This is a genomic window from Corallococcus silvisoli, from assembly GCF_009909145.1.
Lineage (GTDB): Bacteria > Myxococcota > Myxococcia > Myxococcales > Myxococcaceae > Corallococcus > Corallococcus silvisoli.
In genome coordinates this window covers 194,902-212,769 of the sequence record NZ_JAAAPJ010000014.1, presented here as the reverse complement: position 1 = coordinate 212,769, position 17,868 = coordinate 194,902, and the positions used below count along the sequence as shown (strand labels likewise).

The 17,868-nt window shown below is 70.0% G+C and carries 15 protein-coding genes; 12 read left to right on the top strand and 3 right to left on the bottom strand.

All coding sequences use genetic code 11. The features are described from left to right. Positions 1-21: 21 nt before the first annotated feature. The 4 genes from grpE to GTY96_RS26950 all read left to right on the top strand — a co-directional run bounded on the left by grpE (position 22) and on the right by GTY96_RS26950 (position 4,645). Positions 22-855 (top strand): nucleotide exchange factor GrpE, encoded by an 834-nt coding sequence (gene grpE / locus GTY96_RS26965; RefSeq protein ID WP_255442277.1) that lies wholly within the window; start codon positions 22-24, stop codon positions 853-855. A 2-nt stretch (positions 856-857) separates the two neighbouring features. After that, complete coding sequence (dnaK, locus tag GTY96_RS26960; protein WP_143902777.1) at positions 858-2,687, top strand: molecular chaperone DnaK; 1,830 nt, start codon at positions 858-860, stop codon at positions 2,685-2,687. 111 nt (positions 2,688-2,798) lie between these two features. After that, positions 2,799-3,101: a hypothetical protein gene (locus tag GTY96_RS26955; RefSeq protein WP_143902775.1), complete on the top strand. Its 303-nt coding sequence runs from the start codon at positions 2,799-2,801 to the stop codon at positions 3,099-3,101. A 53-nt stretch (positions 3,102-3,154) separates the two neighbouring features. Next, a complete protein-coding gene (locus GTY96_RS26950) occupies positions 3,155-4,645 on the top strand; it encodes a serine/threonine-protein kinase (protein WP_143902773.1) in 1,491 nt (496 codons plus the stop codon). A gap of 80 nt (positions 4,646-4,725) precedes the next feature. Here the strand turns inward: GTY96_RS26950 and GTY96_RS26945 are convergent, their stop codons facing one another. Next, the gene (locus GTY96_RS26945; protein WP_143902771.1) at positions 4,726-5,574 is read right to left on the bottom strand and encodes a YsnF/AvaK domain-containing protein; all 849 of its coding nucleotides are present in this window, start codon (positions 5,572-5,574) and stop codon (positions 4,726-4,728) included. 496 nt (positions 5,575-6,070) lie between these two features. Here GTY96_RS26945 and GTY96_RS26940 point away from each other — a divergent pair, with 496 nt between their 5' ends. From GTY96_RS26940 to GTY96_RS26905, 8 genes are all read left to right on the top strand, one after another. Next, the gene (locus GTY96_RS26940) at positions 6,071-6,340 is read left to right on the top strand and encodes a hypothetical protein (RefSeq protein ID WP_143902769.1); all 270 of its coding nucleotides are present in this window, start codon (positions 6,071-6,073) and stop codon (positions 6,338-6,340) included. A gap of 152 nt (positions 6,341-6,492) precedes the next feature. Continuing rightward, complete coding sequence (locus tag GTY96_RS26935) at positions 6,493-7,701, top strand: ABC transporter substrate-binding protein (RefSeq protein WP_143902767.1); 1,209 nt, start codon at positions 6,493-6,495, stop codon at positions 7,699-7,701. Between the two features lie 18 nt (positions 7,702-7,719). Next, positions 7,720-8,640: a branched-chain amino acid ABC transporter permease gene (locus tag GTY96_RS26930; RefSeq protein ID WP_143902765.1), complete on the top strand. Its 921-nt coding sequence runs from the start codon at positions 7,720-7,722 to the stop codon at positions 8,638-8,640. Beyond that, a complete protein-coding gene (locus tag GTY96_RS26925) occupies positions 8,640-9,710 on the top strand; it encodes a branched-chain amino acid ABC transporter permease (RefSeq protein ID WP_161666231.1) in 1,071 nt (356 codons plus the stop codon). The genes GTY96_RS26930 and GTY96_RS26925 overlap by 1 nt, the downstream gene beginning before the upstream one ends. Continuing rightward, entirely contained in the window at positions 9,707-10,576 is an 870-nt protein-coding gene (locus GTY96_RS26920; protein WP_143902761.1) for an ABC transporter ATP-binding protein, read from the top strand. The genes GTY96_RS26925 and GTY96_RS26920 overlap by 4 nt, the downstream gene beginning before the upstream one ends. Further along, the gene (locus GTY96_RS26915; RefSeq protein WP_143902759.1) at positions 10,573-11,325 is read left to right on the top strand and encodes an ABC transporter ATP-binding protein; all 753 of its coding nucleotides are present in this window, start codon (positions 10,573-10,575) and stop codon (positions 11,323-11,325) included. The genes GTY96_RS26920 and GTY96_RS26915 overlap by 4 nt, the downstream gene beginning before the upstream one ends. Positions 11,326-11,500: 175 nt before the next feature. After that, a complete protein-coding gene (locus GTY96_RS26910) occupies positions 11,501-12,268 on the top strand; it encodes a hypothetical protein (RefSeq protein WP_201756405.1) in 768 nt (255 codons plus the stop codon). Between the two features lie 202 nt (positions 12,269-12,470). Next, positions 12,471-14,858 (top strand): WD40/YVTN/BNR-like repeat-containing protein, encoded by a 2,388-nt coding sequence (locus GTY96_RS26905; RefSeq protein ID WP_161666229.1) that lies wholly within the window; start codon positions 12,471-12,473, stop codon positions 14,856-14,858. Between the two features lie 52 nt (positions 14,859-14,910). On the opposite strand, the gene GTY96_RS26900 is transcribed toward GTY96_RS26905, so the two are convergent. Then, positions 14,911-17,058, bottom strand: coding sequence for a putative metal-binding motif-containing protein (locus GTY96_RS26900; RefSeq protein WP_161666228.1), 2,148 nt, complete (start codon positions 17,056-17,058; stop codon positions 14,911-14,913). 88 nt (positions 17,059-17,146) lie between these two features. Next, positions 17,147-17,800, bottom strand: coding sequence for a YiiX/YebB-like N1pC/P60 family cysteine hydrolase (locus tag GTY96_RS26895; protein WP_161666227.1), 654 nt, complete (start codon positions 17,798-17,800; stop codon positions 17,147-17,149). Positions 17,801-17,868 lie beyond the last annotated feature (68 nt).

Sequence of the window (17,868 nt, the reverse complement as noted above, 5' to 3'; positions counted from 1 at the left end):
GTGCGTGAGATAGTGCGCGCCGTGTCGGGTACCAATGACAAGGGCAGCATCCAGACGGACATCGGGCAGGACGTGATCGACGACGCGGTTCGCAGCGTCGAGCGTCGGCTGGACCATGACGGGGACAACGCGGGCGTGGAGGTGGAGCTGGACGTCTCCGCCCCGCCCGCCGACGACCCCGCCCCCACCCCCGAAGTCGCTCCCCCCACCGAGGACGCGGCCGCGCTCCGCCAGGAGGTGGAGTCGCTGCGCGCGCAGCTGGAGTTCAGCCAGGCGAAGGCCCGCGAGACGCTGGAGCGCCTGAAGGAGGCGCACGAGCGCGCCAAGGACTTCCAGGAGCGCGCGCTGCGGTCCGCCGCGGACCTGGAGAACTACCGCAAGCGCGCGCAGAAGGAGAAGGAGGACGTCCAGAAGTTCGGCGTGGAGAAGCTCCTCAAGGACCTGCTCCCCGTCGTGGACAACATGGACCGCGCGCTCGACGCCGCGGGCAAGTCCACCGACTTCGACAGCTTCCAGAAGGGCGTGGCCATGACGCGCAAGTCCTTCGAGGACGCGCTCGCCCGCCACGGCGTGAAGGGCTTCAGCGCCAAGGGGCTGCCCTTCGACCCGCGCCTGCACGAGGCCATCCAGCAGGTGGAGACCGCCGACGTCCCGGCGGGCCACGTCGTCTATGAAGTGACGCGCGGCTTCAACCTCAACGACCGGCTGGTGCGTCCCGCGATGGTCGTGGTCGCCCGTGCGCCGGAGGCCGCCGCGGCGCCCGCGCCCGCCGCGCCCGCGTCCACCGAAGCAGCGGTCGAGGGCGGCGGCGCGGCATCCGCGGATTCCGAGAGTTCCTCCGGGGGGAGTCAGTAGTCATGGCGAAGGTGATTGGAATCGACCTGGGCACCACCAACTCCTGCGTCGCCGTGATGGAAGGCGGCGAACCGGTGGTCATCCCCAACAGCGAAGGCAGCCGCACCACGCCCTCCATGGTGGGCTTCACCGACTCCGGTGAACGCCTGGTGGGGCAGATCGCCAAGCGGCAGGCCATCACCAACCCGGAGAACACGGTCTTCGCGGCCAAGCGCCTCATCGGCCGCAAGTACGACTCGCCAGAGGCGAGGAAGGCCATTGGCGTCTCCTCCTTCAAGGTGGCGCCCAGCCCCAACGGCGACGCGTGGGTGGAGATCCGCGGCAAGGGCTACAGCCCGCCGGAAGTCAGCGCCATCGTGCTGATGAAGATGAAGCAGACGGCGGAGGACTACCTGGGTGAGCCCGTCACCGAGGCCGTCATCACCGTCCCCGCGTACTTCAACGACAGCCAGCGCCAGGCCACCAAGGACGCGGGCCGCATCGCGGGCCTCAACGTCCTGCGCATCATCAACGAGCCCACGGCCGCGGCGCTCGCGTACGGCCTGGACAAGGTGAAGGACAGCGCCACGGAGCGCATCGCCGTCTACGACCTGGGCGGCGGCACGTTCGATATCTCCATCCTGGAGCTCAACGCCGGCGTCTTCGAGGTCAAGAGCACCAACGGCGACACGTTCCTGGGCGGCGAGGACTTCGACCAGCGCCTCATCGACTACCTGGCCAAGCGCTTCGCCGAGCAGAACAACGGCATGGACCTGCGCAAGGACCGCATGGCGCTCCAGCGCCTGAAGGAAGCGGCCGAGCGCGCCAAGCACGAGCTGTCCAGCGCGCCGGAGACGGAGGTCAACCTCCCGTTCATCACCGCGGACGCGTCCGGCCCCAAGCACCTCACGGAGACCGTCGACCGGTCCACCTTCGAGGCGCTCGTCGCGGACCTCATCGACCGCTCCATCGAGCCGTGCCGCATCGCGCTCAAGGACGCGGGCGTCACCGCGCAGGCCATCAACCAGGTCCTCCTGGTGGGCGGCATGACGCGCATGCCGCGCGTGCAGCAGAAGGTGAAGGAGTTCTTCGGCAAGGAGCCCCACAAGGGCATCAACCCGGACGAGGTCGTCGCCGTGGGCGCGGCCATCCAGGGCGGCGTGCTCAAGGGCGAGGTGAAGGACGTCCTCCTCCTGGACGTCACGCCCCTGTCGCTGGGCGTGGAGACCGCGGGCGGCGTCTTCACGAAGATCATCGACAAGAACACCACCATCCCCTGCAAGAAGGGCCAGGTGTTCTCCACCGCGGTGGACAACCAGCCGCTCGTGTCCGTGCACGTCCTCCAGGGCGAGCGCGAGATGGCGGCGGACAACAAGACGCTGGCGCGCTTCGAGCTGGTGGGCATCCCGCCCGCGCCCCGCGGCGTGCCGCAGATTGAAGTGTCCTTCGACATCGACGCGAACGGCATCGTGCACGTGAGCGCGCGCGACCTGGGCACCGGCAAGCAGCAGCAGGTGCGCGTGGTGGGCAACTCTGGCCTGTCGGAGGCGGAGATCCAGGCGATGATCTCCGACGCCCAGTCGCACTCCGCGGACGACAAGAAGAAGAAGGAGCTGGCGGAGCTGCGCAACAACGCGGACGGGCTCATCTACACCACGGAGAAGAGCCTGGAGGAGTACGCCAACCTCCTGTCGGAGAAGGACCGCGGCGAGATCCAGGCGGACCTGGAGCGCCTGCGCTCCGTGCTCAACACCTCCGACGTCGGCACCCTGCGCGAAGCCTTCCAGCGCCTGGAGGGCAGCGCCTACCGCATCGCGGACGCCATCTACACCGACCAGGCCAAGTCCGGCTGACGCCTCCGCCCCCCGGCGGGGGCGGCCGGTGCCGGGCGACGCAATCGTCCGGCCCCCATGCGCGTAGGCCTGGGGGACCCCACTTCTCTTCCGTCCCCCGGAGCCTCCGTCATGCAGACCCAAGAAGCCATCGTGACCATCCTCGTCACGGCCATGGTCGTCGGCATCCCATTCCTGGGCCTCACGCTGCGTTTCGCCCTCAAGCCCCTCGTGGACGCCTGGCTGCGCGTCCGCGAGGCCCAGGTCCACGGGGCCGCCTCCAGTGACCTGGAGGCGCTGCGCGCCCGGGTGGTGCACCTGGAGCACATGCTGGAGCTGCACGGCCTGCTGGAGCGCCCCAGCCTCGCCCGCTCCAGCTCCGAACTGCCGGAGCGCCTGCCCACCGTGGCGCGCATCGACCGCGAGCGCGTCTGACCCTGAACTTCGGGGCGCTTCATTGCGCTGGATTTTCGGGTATTGATGGGTGCGTGGCTTTCCAATCCCCGGAAGAAGAGCTCGCCTTCCTGCGCGGCCTGACGGCCGTGAACCGGATGGCCGATGACATCCTCGAGGACTGCCTGGAGCGGGGGCTGGACCTCGACACAGGGCTGGACGTGTTCCTCACGCAGTGCGCCCGGATGGTGCACGCGCGGGCGGGCTTCGTGTCCCTCCGGGGCACGCGCGGGCCGGTGCTGACGCGGGTGCTGGGGGAGCTGGGCGTGGACGTCTTCGAGGCGGCGCACTGGAGCGGCCCGAAGCGGTTGGGGGAGGGCCGGATGCTCTTCTGCCAGCAGCTCACCCTGGGGCGGCTGAACCTGGGCGGGCTGGGGCTGGTGGTGGAGGGCGCCTTCGAGGACGGCGGCGCGCGGGTGATGGGGCTGGTGGAGGCGATTGGCGAACAGCTGGACTCCGCGGTGCTGTCCTTCCTGGCGTTGACGGACGGGCGGGGGCCGCTGGAGCGGCTGGACGACCTGGACGTGGAGGGCACGCCCGTCCACCGCGGGCGCATTGGCCGCTACGAGGTCGTCAAACCCCTGGGCACGGGCGGCATGGCGCAGGTGCTCGTCGCGCGCACGCGCGGGCCGGAGGGGCTGGGGCGGCTGGTGGCGCTCAAGCGCATCCTGCCGCACCTGACGGCGCAGCCGGAGATGGTGCAGCAGTTCCTGGACGAGGCGCGCATCGGCCTGCGGCTGTCGCACCCCAACCTCGTGCACGTCTACGACTTCGGCGAGGCGCAGGGCGCGTACTACATGGCCATGGAGCTGGTGAACGGCGTGGACCTGGACCGGCTGCTGCGCGCGCTCAAGGGGCCGCTGGAGCCCGCGGTGGCGTCCGCCGTGGTGTCGCAGGCGCTGATGGGGCTGCACGCCGCGCACGCGCTCCGGGGGGAGGACGGCGCGCCCATGGACCTGGTGCACCGCGACCTGTCGCCGCACAACCTGATGGTGGCCTTCGACGGACAGGTGAAGGTGCTGGACTTCGGCGTGGCCAAGGTGCGCGCGCAGCGCACGGTGACGCTGCCGGGCATCGTGAAGGGCAAGCCGCTCTACATGTCCCCGGAGCAGGCGCTGGGCCAGCGGCTGGACGCGCGAAGCGACCTGTTCTCCATGGGGCTCATCCTCTACCAGGCCCTCACCGGCCGCAGGGCCTTCGAGCGCGAAGACGAGCTGGCCACGATGAAGGCCATCTGCCAGGAGAAGCTGATGCGGCCCGCCGAGGTGCCGGTGCCGCTGTGGAACGTGCTGTCGGTGGCGCTGTCCAAGGCCCCCGAGTCCCGCTTCGACAGCGCCCACGCCATGGCGGATCGCCTGACGGCCGCGTGTCCCCCCGCGCGCGACACGGCGCTGGCGGCCCTGACGGCCCGGCTCTTCCCGGAGCGGCTTCGCGAATCGCAGCGGCTGGAGACCGCCGTCGTGGACCGGGCGCGGGAGCTGCCCACCCGCGCGACGCCGGCCTCCCGCCAGAGAGGCGGGCGGTGAGCACCCCCCCCGCACACCGCGCGCGAAGAAAGCGCGGCATGCGGGGGCGGAGCACAAGGGGGGCCGTTCGTCGTCCGGCGCTAGGTGCGCTTGAGCGGATCGACCTCCGGGTTCGCGCTGTAGCCGGTGCGACGCGTCTCCTCGTCCAGGTCGGCCTCGGTGCGGACCACCTCCACGCCGCCCAGCTCCTCGTGGCGGACGCGGCCCTCCATGCGGCGGCGCTCCTCGATGGGGCGCTTGTGGATGGTGATCTCCTCGTCCGTGTACGCGCGCTTGGTGAGCTCCGCCTCCTCCGCGCTCAGGGGGATGCGGATGGTCTCCTCGCGGAACTCCGCCCGGTCGTCGGGCGTGCTGTCCTTCACCGCGCGGCGCACCACCTCCACCTCCTCGTGGCGCAGGGGGACCTCCACGGACTTCATCTCCTCCACGACGATCTTCCTCACCTGGGCCTCGCCCGCCCGGCGCTCACGCTTCTGGACGCCCAGCTCCTCGTGGTGGGTGCGCAGCGTGACGTCGTCGCTCGCGATGCGCTCGGTGCCTCGCACGTCGGTGCGCAGCTCGCGCTCCCGGAGGCCCACCTTCTCCGCGCCCGTCCGGGTGACCTCGACCGTCTTCTGGGCGCCTGTCTTCAGGCCCGCGCCAATGCCTCCCGCCGTCGCCGCCGTCGCGCCCAGGGCGCCGTTGCCCTGGCCCGCCAGCGTGCCGCCGTCCGCGAGCCCGCTCAGCGCCTCGCGGCCGTGGTTGAGGTAGATCTCCCCGTTGCGGATGTCGCTCACCTCCGCGTAGCGGACCAGGTAGTCCTTCGGGAAGAACATGCCCTTCTCGATGTGGAACTCGCCATCGCTCACGGCGAACACCTTGCCCAGCTTCTCGCCGTCGATGCTCTTGACCGTCATCCCTTCCTTGATGTCGCTGCGCTTGATCATCATGGACTTGGCTCCTTGTGCCTTCACGTCGGGTCGGATGTGGTCGGAAGCGGAGCGCCGCTGTCGTCCGTCGCGCTGAGTAGGGGCTCCTTGGGGGAAGGGACGCGAGGTGCCCGCCACGGCCATCACCAGGAAAGTGCGTCCAGTGATGGACATGGAAACCCCTGAGCCTGGATGATCCGGGGGCTCGGCACGCCGCACGCCGTTCTCAAGGCCCCTGGCCGCGCCTCCCCGCCTCCTGTCCGGACACCGAGCGTGCAGGGCCCGCGCGCCCCGCCCCCATGCTGGCCGTCAGGGCCCCCGCGCCCCACCGTGTGGGCGCGAGCCCGGATGTCCCGGCCCCGCGTGGAAGGAGCCCTCGATGCGCGGCACCAGTCCAGGCCCCGGGTGGCGGCGGAGGAGCGGCGCGCGCTGGCGCCGGAGGCACGCCCAGCGTGTCGCCAGGCGACGGAGCCCGGGCTGGGGACTCGGGTGGACGGCCGGCGTCGTGGGGATGCTGGTGGCCGGCAGGCTCCTGCTCCGCCGCGCCCCGGTCCACGTGGAGTCCGGTCCAACCCCCGCTCCCTGGCCGCCTCGCTCCTTCGACCTGGAGCCCGTCTGGTGGCCGGACGGCGAGGCGCCTTCGACCGCCGCGGAGCTCCTGACGCGCGAGGACGTGGCGTCCCAGCAGGAGGACGGGGAGCTGGACCGCGCCGCGCCGCGGATCCGCCGGGGCCCGTCGGGCCGGGAGCGCTTCTGGCTGGAGCCAGGGCCTTCCTCGCGGGGGTGAGCCCTCACACCGCGCGTGGGAACGGGTTCGCGACAGCGATGTTCCGGGGTGTTCGCGGGACTCGGGTGGCGAGCTGTGCGCTTGACCCATGGGGAGGGCTCCCCTAGAAAACCGGGGCTTTGCCCGTCATCTCCCCCGGAGGAAGCCCCCGCATGCGACGACTTGCCCCGATGCTCCTCGCCGCGCTCGCCGTCCTGGCGGCCGCTTGCGAGAAGAAGACGCAGCCCACGGGAGAGGCGGGAGGCCAGGCCCCGGCGCAGACGCAGGCCCCGGCCCAGGGCGGCACGCCCCCGGTGGGCGACGACGTCATCGTCCTGGGCGAAGTGGGCGCGCTGACGGGCGGCCAGGCCACCTTCGGCATCTCCACCCGCAACGGCGTGGCGCTGGCGGTCAAGGAGGCCAACGCGGAGGGCGGGGTGAAGGGCAAGAAGCTGGTCGTCCGCGTCTATGACGACCAGAGCAAGCCCGAGGAGGCGGCGCAGGCCGTCACCCGGCTCATCACCCAGGACAAGGTGGTGCTCATCCTGGGCGAGGTGGCCAGCTCCAGCTCGCTGGCCATGGCGGAGAAGGCGCAGGCGGCTGGCGTGCCCATGATCACCCCGTCGTCCACCAACCCCTCCGTGACGGCGAAGGGCGACAACATCTTCCGCGTCTGCTTCATCGACCCGTTCCAGGGCTTCGTGATGGCGAAGTTCGCGCGGGAGAACCTCAAGCTCAACAAGGTCGCGGTGCTCCAGGACAACAAGAGCGCCTACTCCATTGGCCTCACGGAGGTGTTCCGCCAGAAGTTCGCGGAGCTGGGCGGGAAGATCACCGTCACGGAGAGCTACAGCCAGGGCGACACGGACTACCGCGCGCAGCTGACCGCCATCAAGAAGACGCAGCCGGAGGGCATCTACGTGCCGGGCTACTACAGCGAGGTGGGCGTCATCGCCCGCCAGGCGCGCGAGCTGGGCCTGAAGGTGCCGCTGATGGGCGGCGACGGCTGGGATTCGGAGAAGCTGTTCGAGCTGGGCGGCAGCGCCATCGACGGCAGCTACTTCTCCAACCACTACTCGCCGGACAACCCGGATGCGCGCGTGAAGAAGTTCATCGCGGACTACAAGGCGGACTACAACGGCGCGGTGCCGGACGCGCTCGCGGCGCTGGGCTACGACGCCGCGCGCGTCGCCATCGACGCGCTGAAGCGCGCCCCGGACACCAGCGGCCCCGCGCTGCGGGCGGCCATCGCGCAGACGCGCGACTTCCCGGGCGTGGCGGGCACCATCACGCTGGACGCCCAGCGCAACGCCGTGAAGTCCGCCGTCGTCCTCAAGGTCGAGGACGGCAAGTCCACCTACGTCACCACCATCTCACCGTAAGTCAGGGCCTCCCCCGGCATGTCGCAGCTCCTCCAGCACCTCATCAACGGTCTGGCCGCCGGTACCATCTACGCCCTGGTCGCCCTGGGCTACACGATGGTGTACGGCGTCCTCAAGCTCATCAACTTCGCCCATGGCGACGTGATGATGGTCGGCGTCTACATGGGGTACGCGACCGCCTTCGCCCTCGGGCGAGAGGCGCAGCGGTCCTTGTGGGGCGTGGTCGTCATCTTCGCGGTGGCCATGGTGGGGTGCGCGCTGCTCGGCTTCCTCATCGAACGCTTCGCCTACCGCCCGCTGCGCGAGAAGCCGCGCCTCACCGCGCTCATCACCGCCATCGGCATCTCGTTCGCGCTGTCGTACGGCTTCCAGCTGGACATCGGGTTCCTGCCGGGCGCGTCCCCGCGCGCCTTCCCGGAGGTCATCGTCCCGAGCGAGTGGTTCATCGTGGGCGACCGCGACGTGGTGGTGTGGAACTGGCAGGTCATCAGCTTCCTCATCGCGGTGGGGCTGATGGCGGCGCTCCAGTTCCTCGTGTACCGGACGCGCTTCGGCAAGGCGATGCGCGCGGTGTCCTGGGACCACCGCACCGCGGCGCTGATGGGCATCCCCACCGACCGCATCATCGCGCTGACGTTCATGCTCTCCAGCGCGCTGGCGGCGGGCGCGGGCCTGCTCTACGCCATCAAGGACACGTCCGTGAGTCCCCTCATGGGCCTGTACGTGGGCCTCAAGGCCTTCGTGGCGGCGGTCATCGGCGGCATCGGCAACGTGCCGGGCGCCGTGGTGGGCGCGCTGCTGCTGGGGCTGGTGGAGGAGTTCGTCGTGGGCTACGCGGCCAGCACCTGGCGTGACGCGGTGGCCTTCGGCTTCCTCATCCTGGTGCTGCTGGTGAAGCCGGGCGGCCTCTTCGGCCGGGTCGCGGCGGAGAAGGTCTGATGGCGGCCCCTGGCGCGACGCTCCTCTCCGACGACACCACGGGCCCCATCCCCCCGGCCCTGCGCGGCATCCTGCCCGTGCTCCTCGCGCTGCCGGTGCTGGCGCTGGCCGAAGTGCTGTTGGGCGCCTCTCCCTTCGCCACGTACCTGCTGTCCGTGGTGGGGGTGAACATCATCCTCGCGGTGAGCCTCAACATCGTGAACGGCATGACGGGCCAGTTCTCCATTGGCCACGCGGGCTTCATGGCGGTGGGCGCGTACATCGCCGGCGTCACGTCGCTGTCGCTCAAGGAGGTGGCGCTGTCCTTCCTGCCGGTGGCCGCCAGCGACCAGGTGCTCTTCATCGTGGCGCTGCTCGCGGGCGGCGCCTGCGCGGCGCTGTGCGGCTTCCTGGTGGGCCTGCCTTCGCTGCGGCTGCGCGGGGACTACCTGGCCATCGTCACGCTGGGCTTCGGGGAGATCATCCGCGTGGTGGTGCAGAACACGGAGGCCTTCGGCCGCGCGCTGGGCCTGTCCGGCATCCCGCAGTACTCCAGCGTGGCCATGGTGTACTTCTGGGTCTTCCTGGTGGTGCTGGTGGCCCGGCGCATCGCGGGCTCCAGCCACGGCCGCAGCCTGTGGGCCATCCGCGAGGACGAGGTCGCCGCGGAGGCCATGGGCGTGGACACCACCGGCTACAAGGTCCGCGCGTTCGTCATCTCGTCGTTCTTCGCGGGCATCGCGGGCGGCCTGTTCGCCCACTTCGTGCCCATCATCAACCCGGGCTCGTTCACCTTCGTGAAGTCCATGGAGATCGTCGTCATGGTGGTGCTGGGCGGCCTGGGCTCCACCACGGGCGCCATCGTCGCGGCCATCTTCCTCACGCTGCTGCCGGAGGGCCTGCGCTCGCTGTTCGGCGCGCTGGGCGCGGAGGGCAGCCTGGCGCAGAAGGTGGATCAGATCCGCATGCCCGTGTACGGCATCCTGCTGGTGGTGCTGATGCTGCTGCGCCCGCAGGGCCTGTTCGGCACCAAGGAGCTCTGGGACGTGCTGCCCCGCTGGTTTTCGCGGAAGAAGAAGGGGCTGACATGAGCGCCGTCACGGCATCAGGAGACGCGCTGCTCCAGGCGTCCGGCGTGAGCATCCGCTTCGGGGGCCTCAAGGCCCTGACGGACTTCAACCTCACCGTGCGCCAGGGGGACCTCCTGGGCCTCATCGGGCCCAACGGCGCGGGCAAGTCCACCGCGTTCAACGTGCTGACCGGCGTGTACCCGCCCACCGAGGGCGAGGTGCGCGTGGCCGGGCAGCGGGTGAACGGCTGGGTGCCGCACCAAATCAACCACCTGGGGCTGGCGCGCACGTTCCAGAACATCCGCCTGTTCCGCGCGCTCACCGCGCTGGACAACGTGAAGGTGGCCTGCCGCGCGCAGGGGGCGCTGCACCCGGTGCGGCTGGGCCCCGTGGCGAAGGCGGGCACGGCGCTGCGCAACTACCGCGACTGGTGGCGCGCGCTGCTGCTCACCCCCGGCTTCCAGGCGGAGGAGCGCGAGCTGACGCGTCAGGCGGAGCACCTGCTGGAGGTGATGGGCCTGTCGCACCGCCGCGACGAGGAGGCGAAGAACCTGCCCTACGGCGAACAGCGCCGCCTGGAGATCGCCCGCGCGCTGGGGACGCGGCCCCGGGTGCTGCTGCTGGATGAGCCCGCGGCGGGCATGAACACCCGGGAGAAGGCGGACCTGATGGTGCTCATCCGCCGGCTGCGCGACGAGTTCTCGCTGGGGGTGCTGGTCATCGAGCACGACATGAAGCTGGTGATGGGCATCTGCGAGCACATCACCGTGCTGGACCACGGGGAGACCATCGCCCGCGGCGCCCCGGCCGAGGTGCGCAGCGACCGCAAGGTCATCGAGGCGTACCTGGGCGACAGCTACCTGGAATCCCACGGAGGCGCGGCGTGAGCGAGCCGGTGAAGGTGCTGGGCGAGCGGCGCGCGTTCGAGCCGCTGCTGCGGGTCGAAGGGCTCCAGGTGCGCTACGGCGCCATCCAGGCGCTCCGGGGCGTTTCACTCCAGGTGGGCCGGGGCGAGATGGTGGCCCTCATCGGCGCCAACGGCGCGGGCAAGACGAGCACCCTGCGCGCGGTGAGCGGCATGCTCAAGCCGTCCGCGGGGCGCATCACGCTGGCGGGCCAGGACATCACCGGCCTCAAGGCGCACCAGCTGGTGCCGCGCGGCATGGCGCACGCGCCGGAGGGGCGGGGCATCTTCCCCAACCTCACCGTCCAGGAGAACCTGGAGCTGGGCGCGTACCTGCGCAAGGACACCGCCCAGGTGCAGCAGGACATGGAGAAGGGCTTCGGCCTCTTCCCGGTGTTGAAGGAGCGTCAGCGGCAGCTGGCGGGCACGCTGTCCGGCGGTGAGCAGCAGATGCTGGCCATCGCCCGGGCGCTGCTGAGCAAGCCGCAGCTGCTGCTCCTGGACGAGCCGTCCCTGGGCCTGGCGCCGCAGGTGACGGAGACCATCTTCCGCACGCTGCGCGACGTGAACGCCACCGGCGTCAGCGTGCTGCTGGTGGAGCAGAACGCGCACCTGGCCCTCAACGCCGCGCACTACGGCTACGTGCTGGAGACGGGCGAGGTGGTGATGGCGGGCCCTGGCAAGGCGCTCCTGGAGAGCCCCGAAGTGAGGCGCGCGTACCTGGGTGAGTAGCCCCCGGGCCGATTTTCCGGCCCGGGCGCGGTGTCCGCCCCCGGACGCTTCCGGGCGCGGCGCGCGGCCAGTTCCTCGCGGCGCGTTGAAACTCGGGTAGTCAGCGGCGGAGCAATTCGTCTAGCGTCCGACAGGACATCCTGTTTCTTCCACTTCCCTTTCAGGAAGCGTGCCCATGCGTCCGTCGTCCCGCCTCCTCCTTACTTCGCTCACCACCCTCGCGCTCATCGCTGGCGCCTGCGCCAACCAGCAGAAGACCGACGAAGGCGCCGCCTCCTCCGGGGGCAATGGCCGGTCGGCGACGTCCACCATCGAAGACGTGCCCAACGAGCCTGTCCCGGGCTCCGAGGGCACCTCGGAGTCCGCCGCCGCGTTCAAGCCCTACGAGGCGCCGGAGGGCTTCGTCATCGGCATGCCCGGGGAGCCGCAGATTGCCCGCAAGCAGGTGCAGCTCGGCTCCGGCACCGTGAACACGGCGTCGTACTCGGCGCGCGACGGGGCGGTCCTCTACTCCGTCAGCATCGCGGACTACCCGGAGAAGCTGGTGGCGAGCCGTCCTCCGGAGGCCCTGTTGAACGAGGGCCGTGACGGGCTGGCCAAGGAGGTCCAGGGCACGCTCAAGGACGAGCAGGACATCACCCTGGATGGCTACCCCGGTAAGTCCTACACGGTCAGCTCGCCGATGGCCGGCGAAATCAAGGCGCGCAACTTCCTGGTGGGGCCGCGCCTCTACACGCTGCTGGTGCTCTTCAATCCGAACACCCCCGCGCCGACGGCGGACGCGTTCCTCACCTCGCTGAAGCTGGTGAACCCGCCCCCCGCCCTGACCTCGGCCACGCCGGCCGCGAGCGCGGACGCGGGCACGGTGGAGCCGGTCTCCGACGCGGGCACCGCCGTGCCGGACGCGGGCGCCCCCGCTCCGCGCCGCCGCAAGACGAAGTAGCCGCGAGGCAACGCCGTCACGAGGCATTGACGCGACGCTCCCACACGTCCTGGGGGCGTCGCGCGTCGTGGGTGTGTTCACCTGTCCGCGCGGGGAGTGTCGGGCCTTCGGGTCCACCCCCACCGGAGCCCGCCCACCGGATTGCCCACCGCACTCGCGTCCCTACCTTTCGGGAGGCGAGACGACAGGGGGGCGGAATCAGATGATGTCTTGGGTTGGTGCCCTGCTGGCCACGGTGGTGGCGGCGGGGGGAGTGCCCATGGTGCCGGTGGGCGGTGGCAACGCCCTGACGTTGCCGGCGCATCGGCATGCGGTGCGGGTTGAGACAGGCAATGGACATGCGCCCTCGTGGCTCCTGGCCATCCAGCAGCAGGGGTCGGGGGGGCAGGGGTTGAACCTGTTCCGCTCCGAGGATGGGTTCCGCAGCTTCGTGAAGCTCGCGGCCATCCAGCCGGACGCGACGCACCGGGACCGGGCGGAGCTGGTCGCGGTGGGGCGGGACGTGGCGCTCGTCTACGCGTACGAGGGCCCCACGCTGGAGGCGTCGGCGCGTCACGACGTCTGGTTCCAGTGGTGGCGCTACGACGAGGACGCGAACACCTGGACGCCGCGGCCGGCGGTGCGGGTGTTCGACGCGGACGCCACCACGGCGTATTCGCGGGCACTGCTGGCGCGAGACTCGCGCGGGCGGCTGTGGGTCCAGGCGTTTCGTCTGGAGTCGGACGGGGGCTCCACGGCGGTGGTGGCGGTGTCCACCGACGAGGGCGCGACCTTCCAGCGACAGCCGGACCTGGGGCGGGTGCGCAAGAGGGGGGGAGGGCGGCTGCTCAGCGTGGGGACGAAGCTCGTCTTCTTCTGGGCCATGCACGACGGCTACGAGCCCACGCGCCTGCGCGTGCGCGACGCGGCGGATCCGCTGGACCTCTGGGGGCCCACGCGGGACGCGTTCTCCGACGGCATCTACCATGGCGCGGCGCTGAGCGCGGTGGAGGACGGGAAGGGCGGCATCCACCTGGTCTACAAGGACGAGGCGGAGCGGCTGTATTACCGCCGCTTCGACGGGACATCCTTCGGCTCGCGCACCTTGGTGGAGGGGACGCCGGACTGGGCCCTGCAGCCCGCCATCACCCGCATCGGGGATGCGCTGTATGTCTTCTACAATCACATGAAGTCCGAGAAGGATTACGAAATCCGGGTGCGGGTGCTGCGCAACGGGACCTTCAGTGACCCGGTGACGCTGGATTCACGCCCGACCTTCAAGGGCTACCTGAACGCGCTGGACGTGCTGCCAGCCAGTGTCACGGAGGTGCCGTGCTTCTACGGCGACGCGCTGGATGCCAGCTCCAGCGGCACCGTGATGCGCGTGGCCCTGCCGCTGCTGCCGGGTGGGGGTGGCACTGGCCAGGATGGGGGGACTCCGGATGGTGGCGGCGTGCCGGATGGCGGCTCGGGGACTCCGGATGGTGGCGGCGTGCCGGATGGTGGCGGCGTGCCGGATGGCGGCTCGGGGACTCCGGATGGCGGCGGGGTGGATGCGGGGACGCCGCCCGCGGATGGCGGGGGGCCAGGGCCGGTGGTGCTGGAGCCGACGTTCACGAACACGACGCACGAGGTGCTGGCGGTGGACGCCGCGGGCACGGTGTACGGGCTGGCGCTGTCCGGCAACCGCTCCACGCTGTGGGCGAGCACGGACGGCGGGCGCACGTTCAGCGTGCGCGGGCAGGGGATGCGCGGGGCGTCGTTCTGGGTGATGGCGGTGCTCCAGGACGGGACGCTGCTGGCGCAGATGAGCCGCAGCGACGGCTACCACCTGGAGCGCTCCAGGGATGGCGGGCGCACGTGGACGGACGTGGTCGTGCTGGGGAATTACCGGGCGCTGTCCCCCGCGAGCTTCGCGCAGCTGGGCGGCACGGTGTTCTTCCTGGAGTACCAGACGGTCACGTCTGGAAGCACGCCCCTGCGGCTGTGGGCGAGCACCGACGGCGGGGCGACGTGGGCGGTGCGGGCCACGTTCCAGGGCCACCGGTATGGCCTGGCGCTGGTCGTGGACGCCGTGCGAGGCGCGCTGTGGGCCACGTTCGGGAGCACGGGCGAGCAGTCGGCGCTGTTGCGCTCCACGGACGGCGGGCGCAGTTGGTTGAAGGTGATGGGCGGCTATGCGGCCAACGCGGTGGCGGGCGCGGTGTTGTCGGGAGGGGAGCTGCTGCTGGGGCAGTCCACGCTCTACGAGCCGGAGCACCCGAAGCTGCTGCGCGTGTACGCCAGCGGGAGGGTGGACGCGCTCTGGACGCTGCCGGGGCCGGCGTACTCGCTGGAGGCGCTGCCGGGAGGCGGCTGGGTGCTGGGGACGGCGCGGGCGGATGTCGGTGACGTCCAGCCCGCGTCGGATGTGTACGCCCGGCTCTTCACCAGCACGAACGGCACGGCCTGGACCGAGGCCCGGCGCTACGAGCGGGCCTCGAGCACATCCCTGGCACGCGCGGATGTGTGGGGCGTGCTGCCCTCCGGCGAGCTGGTGGTGCGGGCGGAGAACCTGAAGGGCTTCGGCGCGGGCGGGAAGGGGTTTCAGGTCCTGCGCGTGAAGCGCTGAGGCGGTGATGCGGGCCGGACTTCCGTGGAGGAAGTCCGGCCCCGGGGTTCAGCTATTGGGGCCAGGCGGGATAGTGGTAGACGTTGCCAAAGCTGCCAATGGCCCAGATGTCATCCGGGCGGGTGCCGCTGATTCCGTATAGGGCGGTCCCAGGTGAAGGCGTGCTGTTCCATTGCCCGTCGTTGTAGCGATAGACCTTGCCGGCTTCCGATGCGACGTAGACGGAGTTCCATCCAAAGGCGATGACTCCCGTCAGCCGCTCAGTGGGTGAAGGGCTCGGCGCCGTCGCCCAGGCATTGCCGTCCCACTTCAGGAAGGCACCCACGTCGCCTACCGCGTAGGCGAGCTTCGGGTTGACGACCCAGACGGCATTGAGCCCCTTGACTCCAGGCGGCTCGACCGGGCCACTCCACGTGGAGGTCTGCGGCATGTAGCGGAAGATCTGCGCCCTGGCATTGCCATTCGCGGGGTTCTTGAAGGAGCCCACGGCGAACATCACCGCGGGAGAGATCCCGTGGATGCCCTGGAACGTGGTGTTGTTCAGTTTGACGACTGGCACCGAGACTACCTCTCCCGTCCAATTGTAGGTCGCGCCGTCGTCTCCATCGAGGGTGACACCGAAGAGCTGGACATCGTTCGGGTTTGACGTGCTGGCGAAACCAAACAAGTCCGTGGTGGTCATGTTTCCGCCCGCCCCAGTGCCCAGCTCCGGAAGACCCAAGGGCCCACAACTGATGCTTTCGGGCTCCTGGATGAGAAGGCTCTTCTTTGAGCCGCCAATGAATGCCTTGCCAGCGGAGTTAGACCAGACGCCATTGAATGTGAAGGGGCTACCAGTGCCCGTGCAGGTGCTGGCAAGCACATCGAAGCCCGTTGTCGTGGGGCGCTTCACTGCGCGCCCATCATTGCTGCCCACGATCCAGACGCCGCCGTCCCCATACACGGAGATGCCATACCAGGTGCGGCCCGTGTCCGTGCCTACGACCTGGGGTGCCCAGGTCGGAGAGCCCGCGGGACAAACATTGTTCTCGTCCGTCCCCCCAGTGCAGTTGTTGTCCTGGCCGTCACAGATTTCGGTCGCGTCCCTGTGGATGAAGGGATTGCCATCGTCGCAGTCCCCTGCGTCCAGGATGTAGCCAGCATCTGGCTGCGGGCAGGAGACGACGCCCGCGTCCTCACGGCCGTGGCTGTCGTTGTCCTCGTCGGGATACCAGGTGCCCGCGTCCGGAGACATGCAATACGTTCCATTTCCGAAGGCGTTGCACTGGATGGTGCTGTCCGCGCACTGCTTCTCATCCGTGCAGTGCTGCCCCAGGTTGGGGAAGCCTTCGTCCGTGACGCCATTGCAGTTGTTGTCCCGGCCGTCACAGATTTCGGGTGCGTTGGGATACACGTTGTTCAGCGTGTCATCGCAGTCATCGCGGTTGGTCGCGGTGGCCAGGACGTAACCTCCGTCGGTGGGGAGGGGGGCCGCCTCCGGGCAGAAGTAGGTGAAGGGGACATCCTTCGCGCCATGGCCGTCGTTGTCCTGGTCTCTCCAGTAGCGGTACGCATCCGGAAGCACGCAGCTGATGGTGGCGTCCGCGTTGCAGACGTTCTTGCCCGAACACCCCTTGTCGCCCGAGCAGGACTGGCCAATCCTCAGCTCCTCGGCCCCTGACACGCCGTTGCAGTTGTTATCGACCGCATTGCACTTCTCGGTGGCGTTCGGATTGATGTCCTTGCCGCCCCGAGCGGGATCGTCATTGCAATCCGAGCCGCCGGACCCGTCCGGATTCCGCACGACGTAGCCGTCTCCGTCCGCGTCCACCGCCGTCAGTCTCAGGGCGAGTTGCTGCGCGGTGCCTTTGCTCGCGCTCCCTTTCTGGATGACGATGCCCTCCGTGTGGGTGCTGACCAGCTTCCCGGTGCAGGCTTCTCCCTGAGGAGATCGCTCGAGCCCGTCCGCTGTCACCTTGAGCAGAGGACCCCATCCGTCCGGCACCAGGACGGCCACCACCACCTCCCCCTCGTCCTGCGTGTTGGTGCCACGGACCGTCACGTCCGTGGAGCGCGTTTCGCCGCTGTCTCCGTTCCTCGCGGTCACCCGGACGCAGTCCGGAACGAATTGCGTGTACGAGACGACGACCTTCACCCCGTCCTGGGGATCCTTACAGCCCGCGAGAGCGACCAGTGGCAGCAGCAGAAGAAGGCGTTTCATGCCGCCCATCCTACCGGCCCCGCTCCCCGCGTGTGAGTCCTTGCCACCCCTCTTGAAACCTCAAGGGGTGGGACGCTTCAGCTGGGCTTCAGCGCGCCTCCGGGAAGTCCGAATACACCACCGCCAGCCGGGCATCCGCCGCCAGGCTGGCGGGGGTCACCAGCTCCAGGTCCACTGGCACCGGGCCGCGGTAGCGCTCGGCGATCTCCCGCTTCAGGCCCGTGACATCCAGGTCACCCAGCCGCTCCATCGTCCCGTACGCCACCCCCGCGCCCGCCGCGTACGCCTTGCGCACCAGCTCCGAGCAGTACATCGCCTCGTCGCCCCACCCGAAGAGCGCGTCGTACGGCTTGCCCAGGTGCCGCTTCGCCTCCGCCACCGCCCGCGCCTTCGCCGCGTCATCCAGCCCCTCCGGGCGCAACACCAACAGCCGCCCCTTCACGCCTCGCTCCTTCCACTGCCTGAAGGGCGTGCGCTTCACCGGCTGGACCGCCTCCACCACGAACGTCCCCTCCTGCGTCACCTCCACCAGCCCCACGTGCGACAGCGGGCTGTGCGTGGCTTCCTGGATGGCCTTCGACTGGCGTGATCCCGACGTCTGGAACACCACGTCCCCTGTCCGCAGCATCGTCGCCACGCCCTGCGCCCCTCGCGGCGCCGCCTGCGCCCCGTGGGCCCCCAGCCACACCACCACCGCCATCGCGAGGGCACCTGCCCACACACCCTTCCAGCTCCAGCGCATCCTCAAGTCCTTTCCAGGGGTTGCATCCGTCCACCTCCCTGAATGCAGCCCCGGTGCCGCCCGGCCAG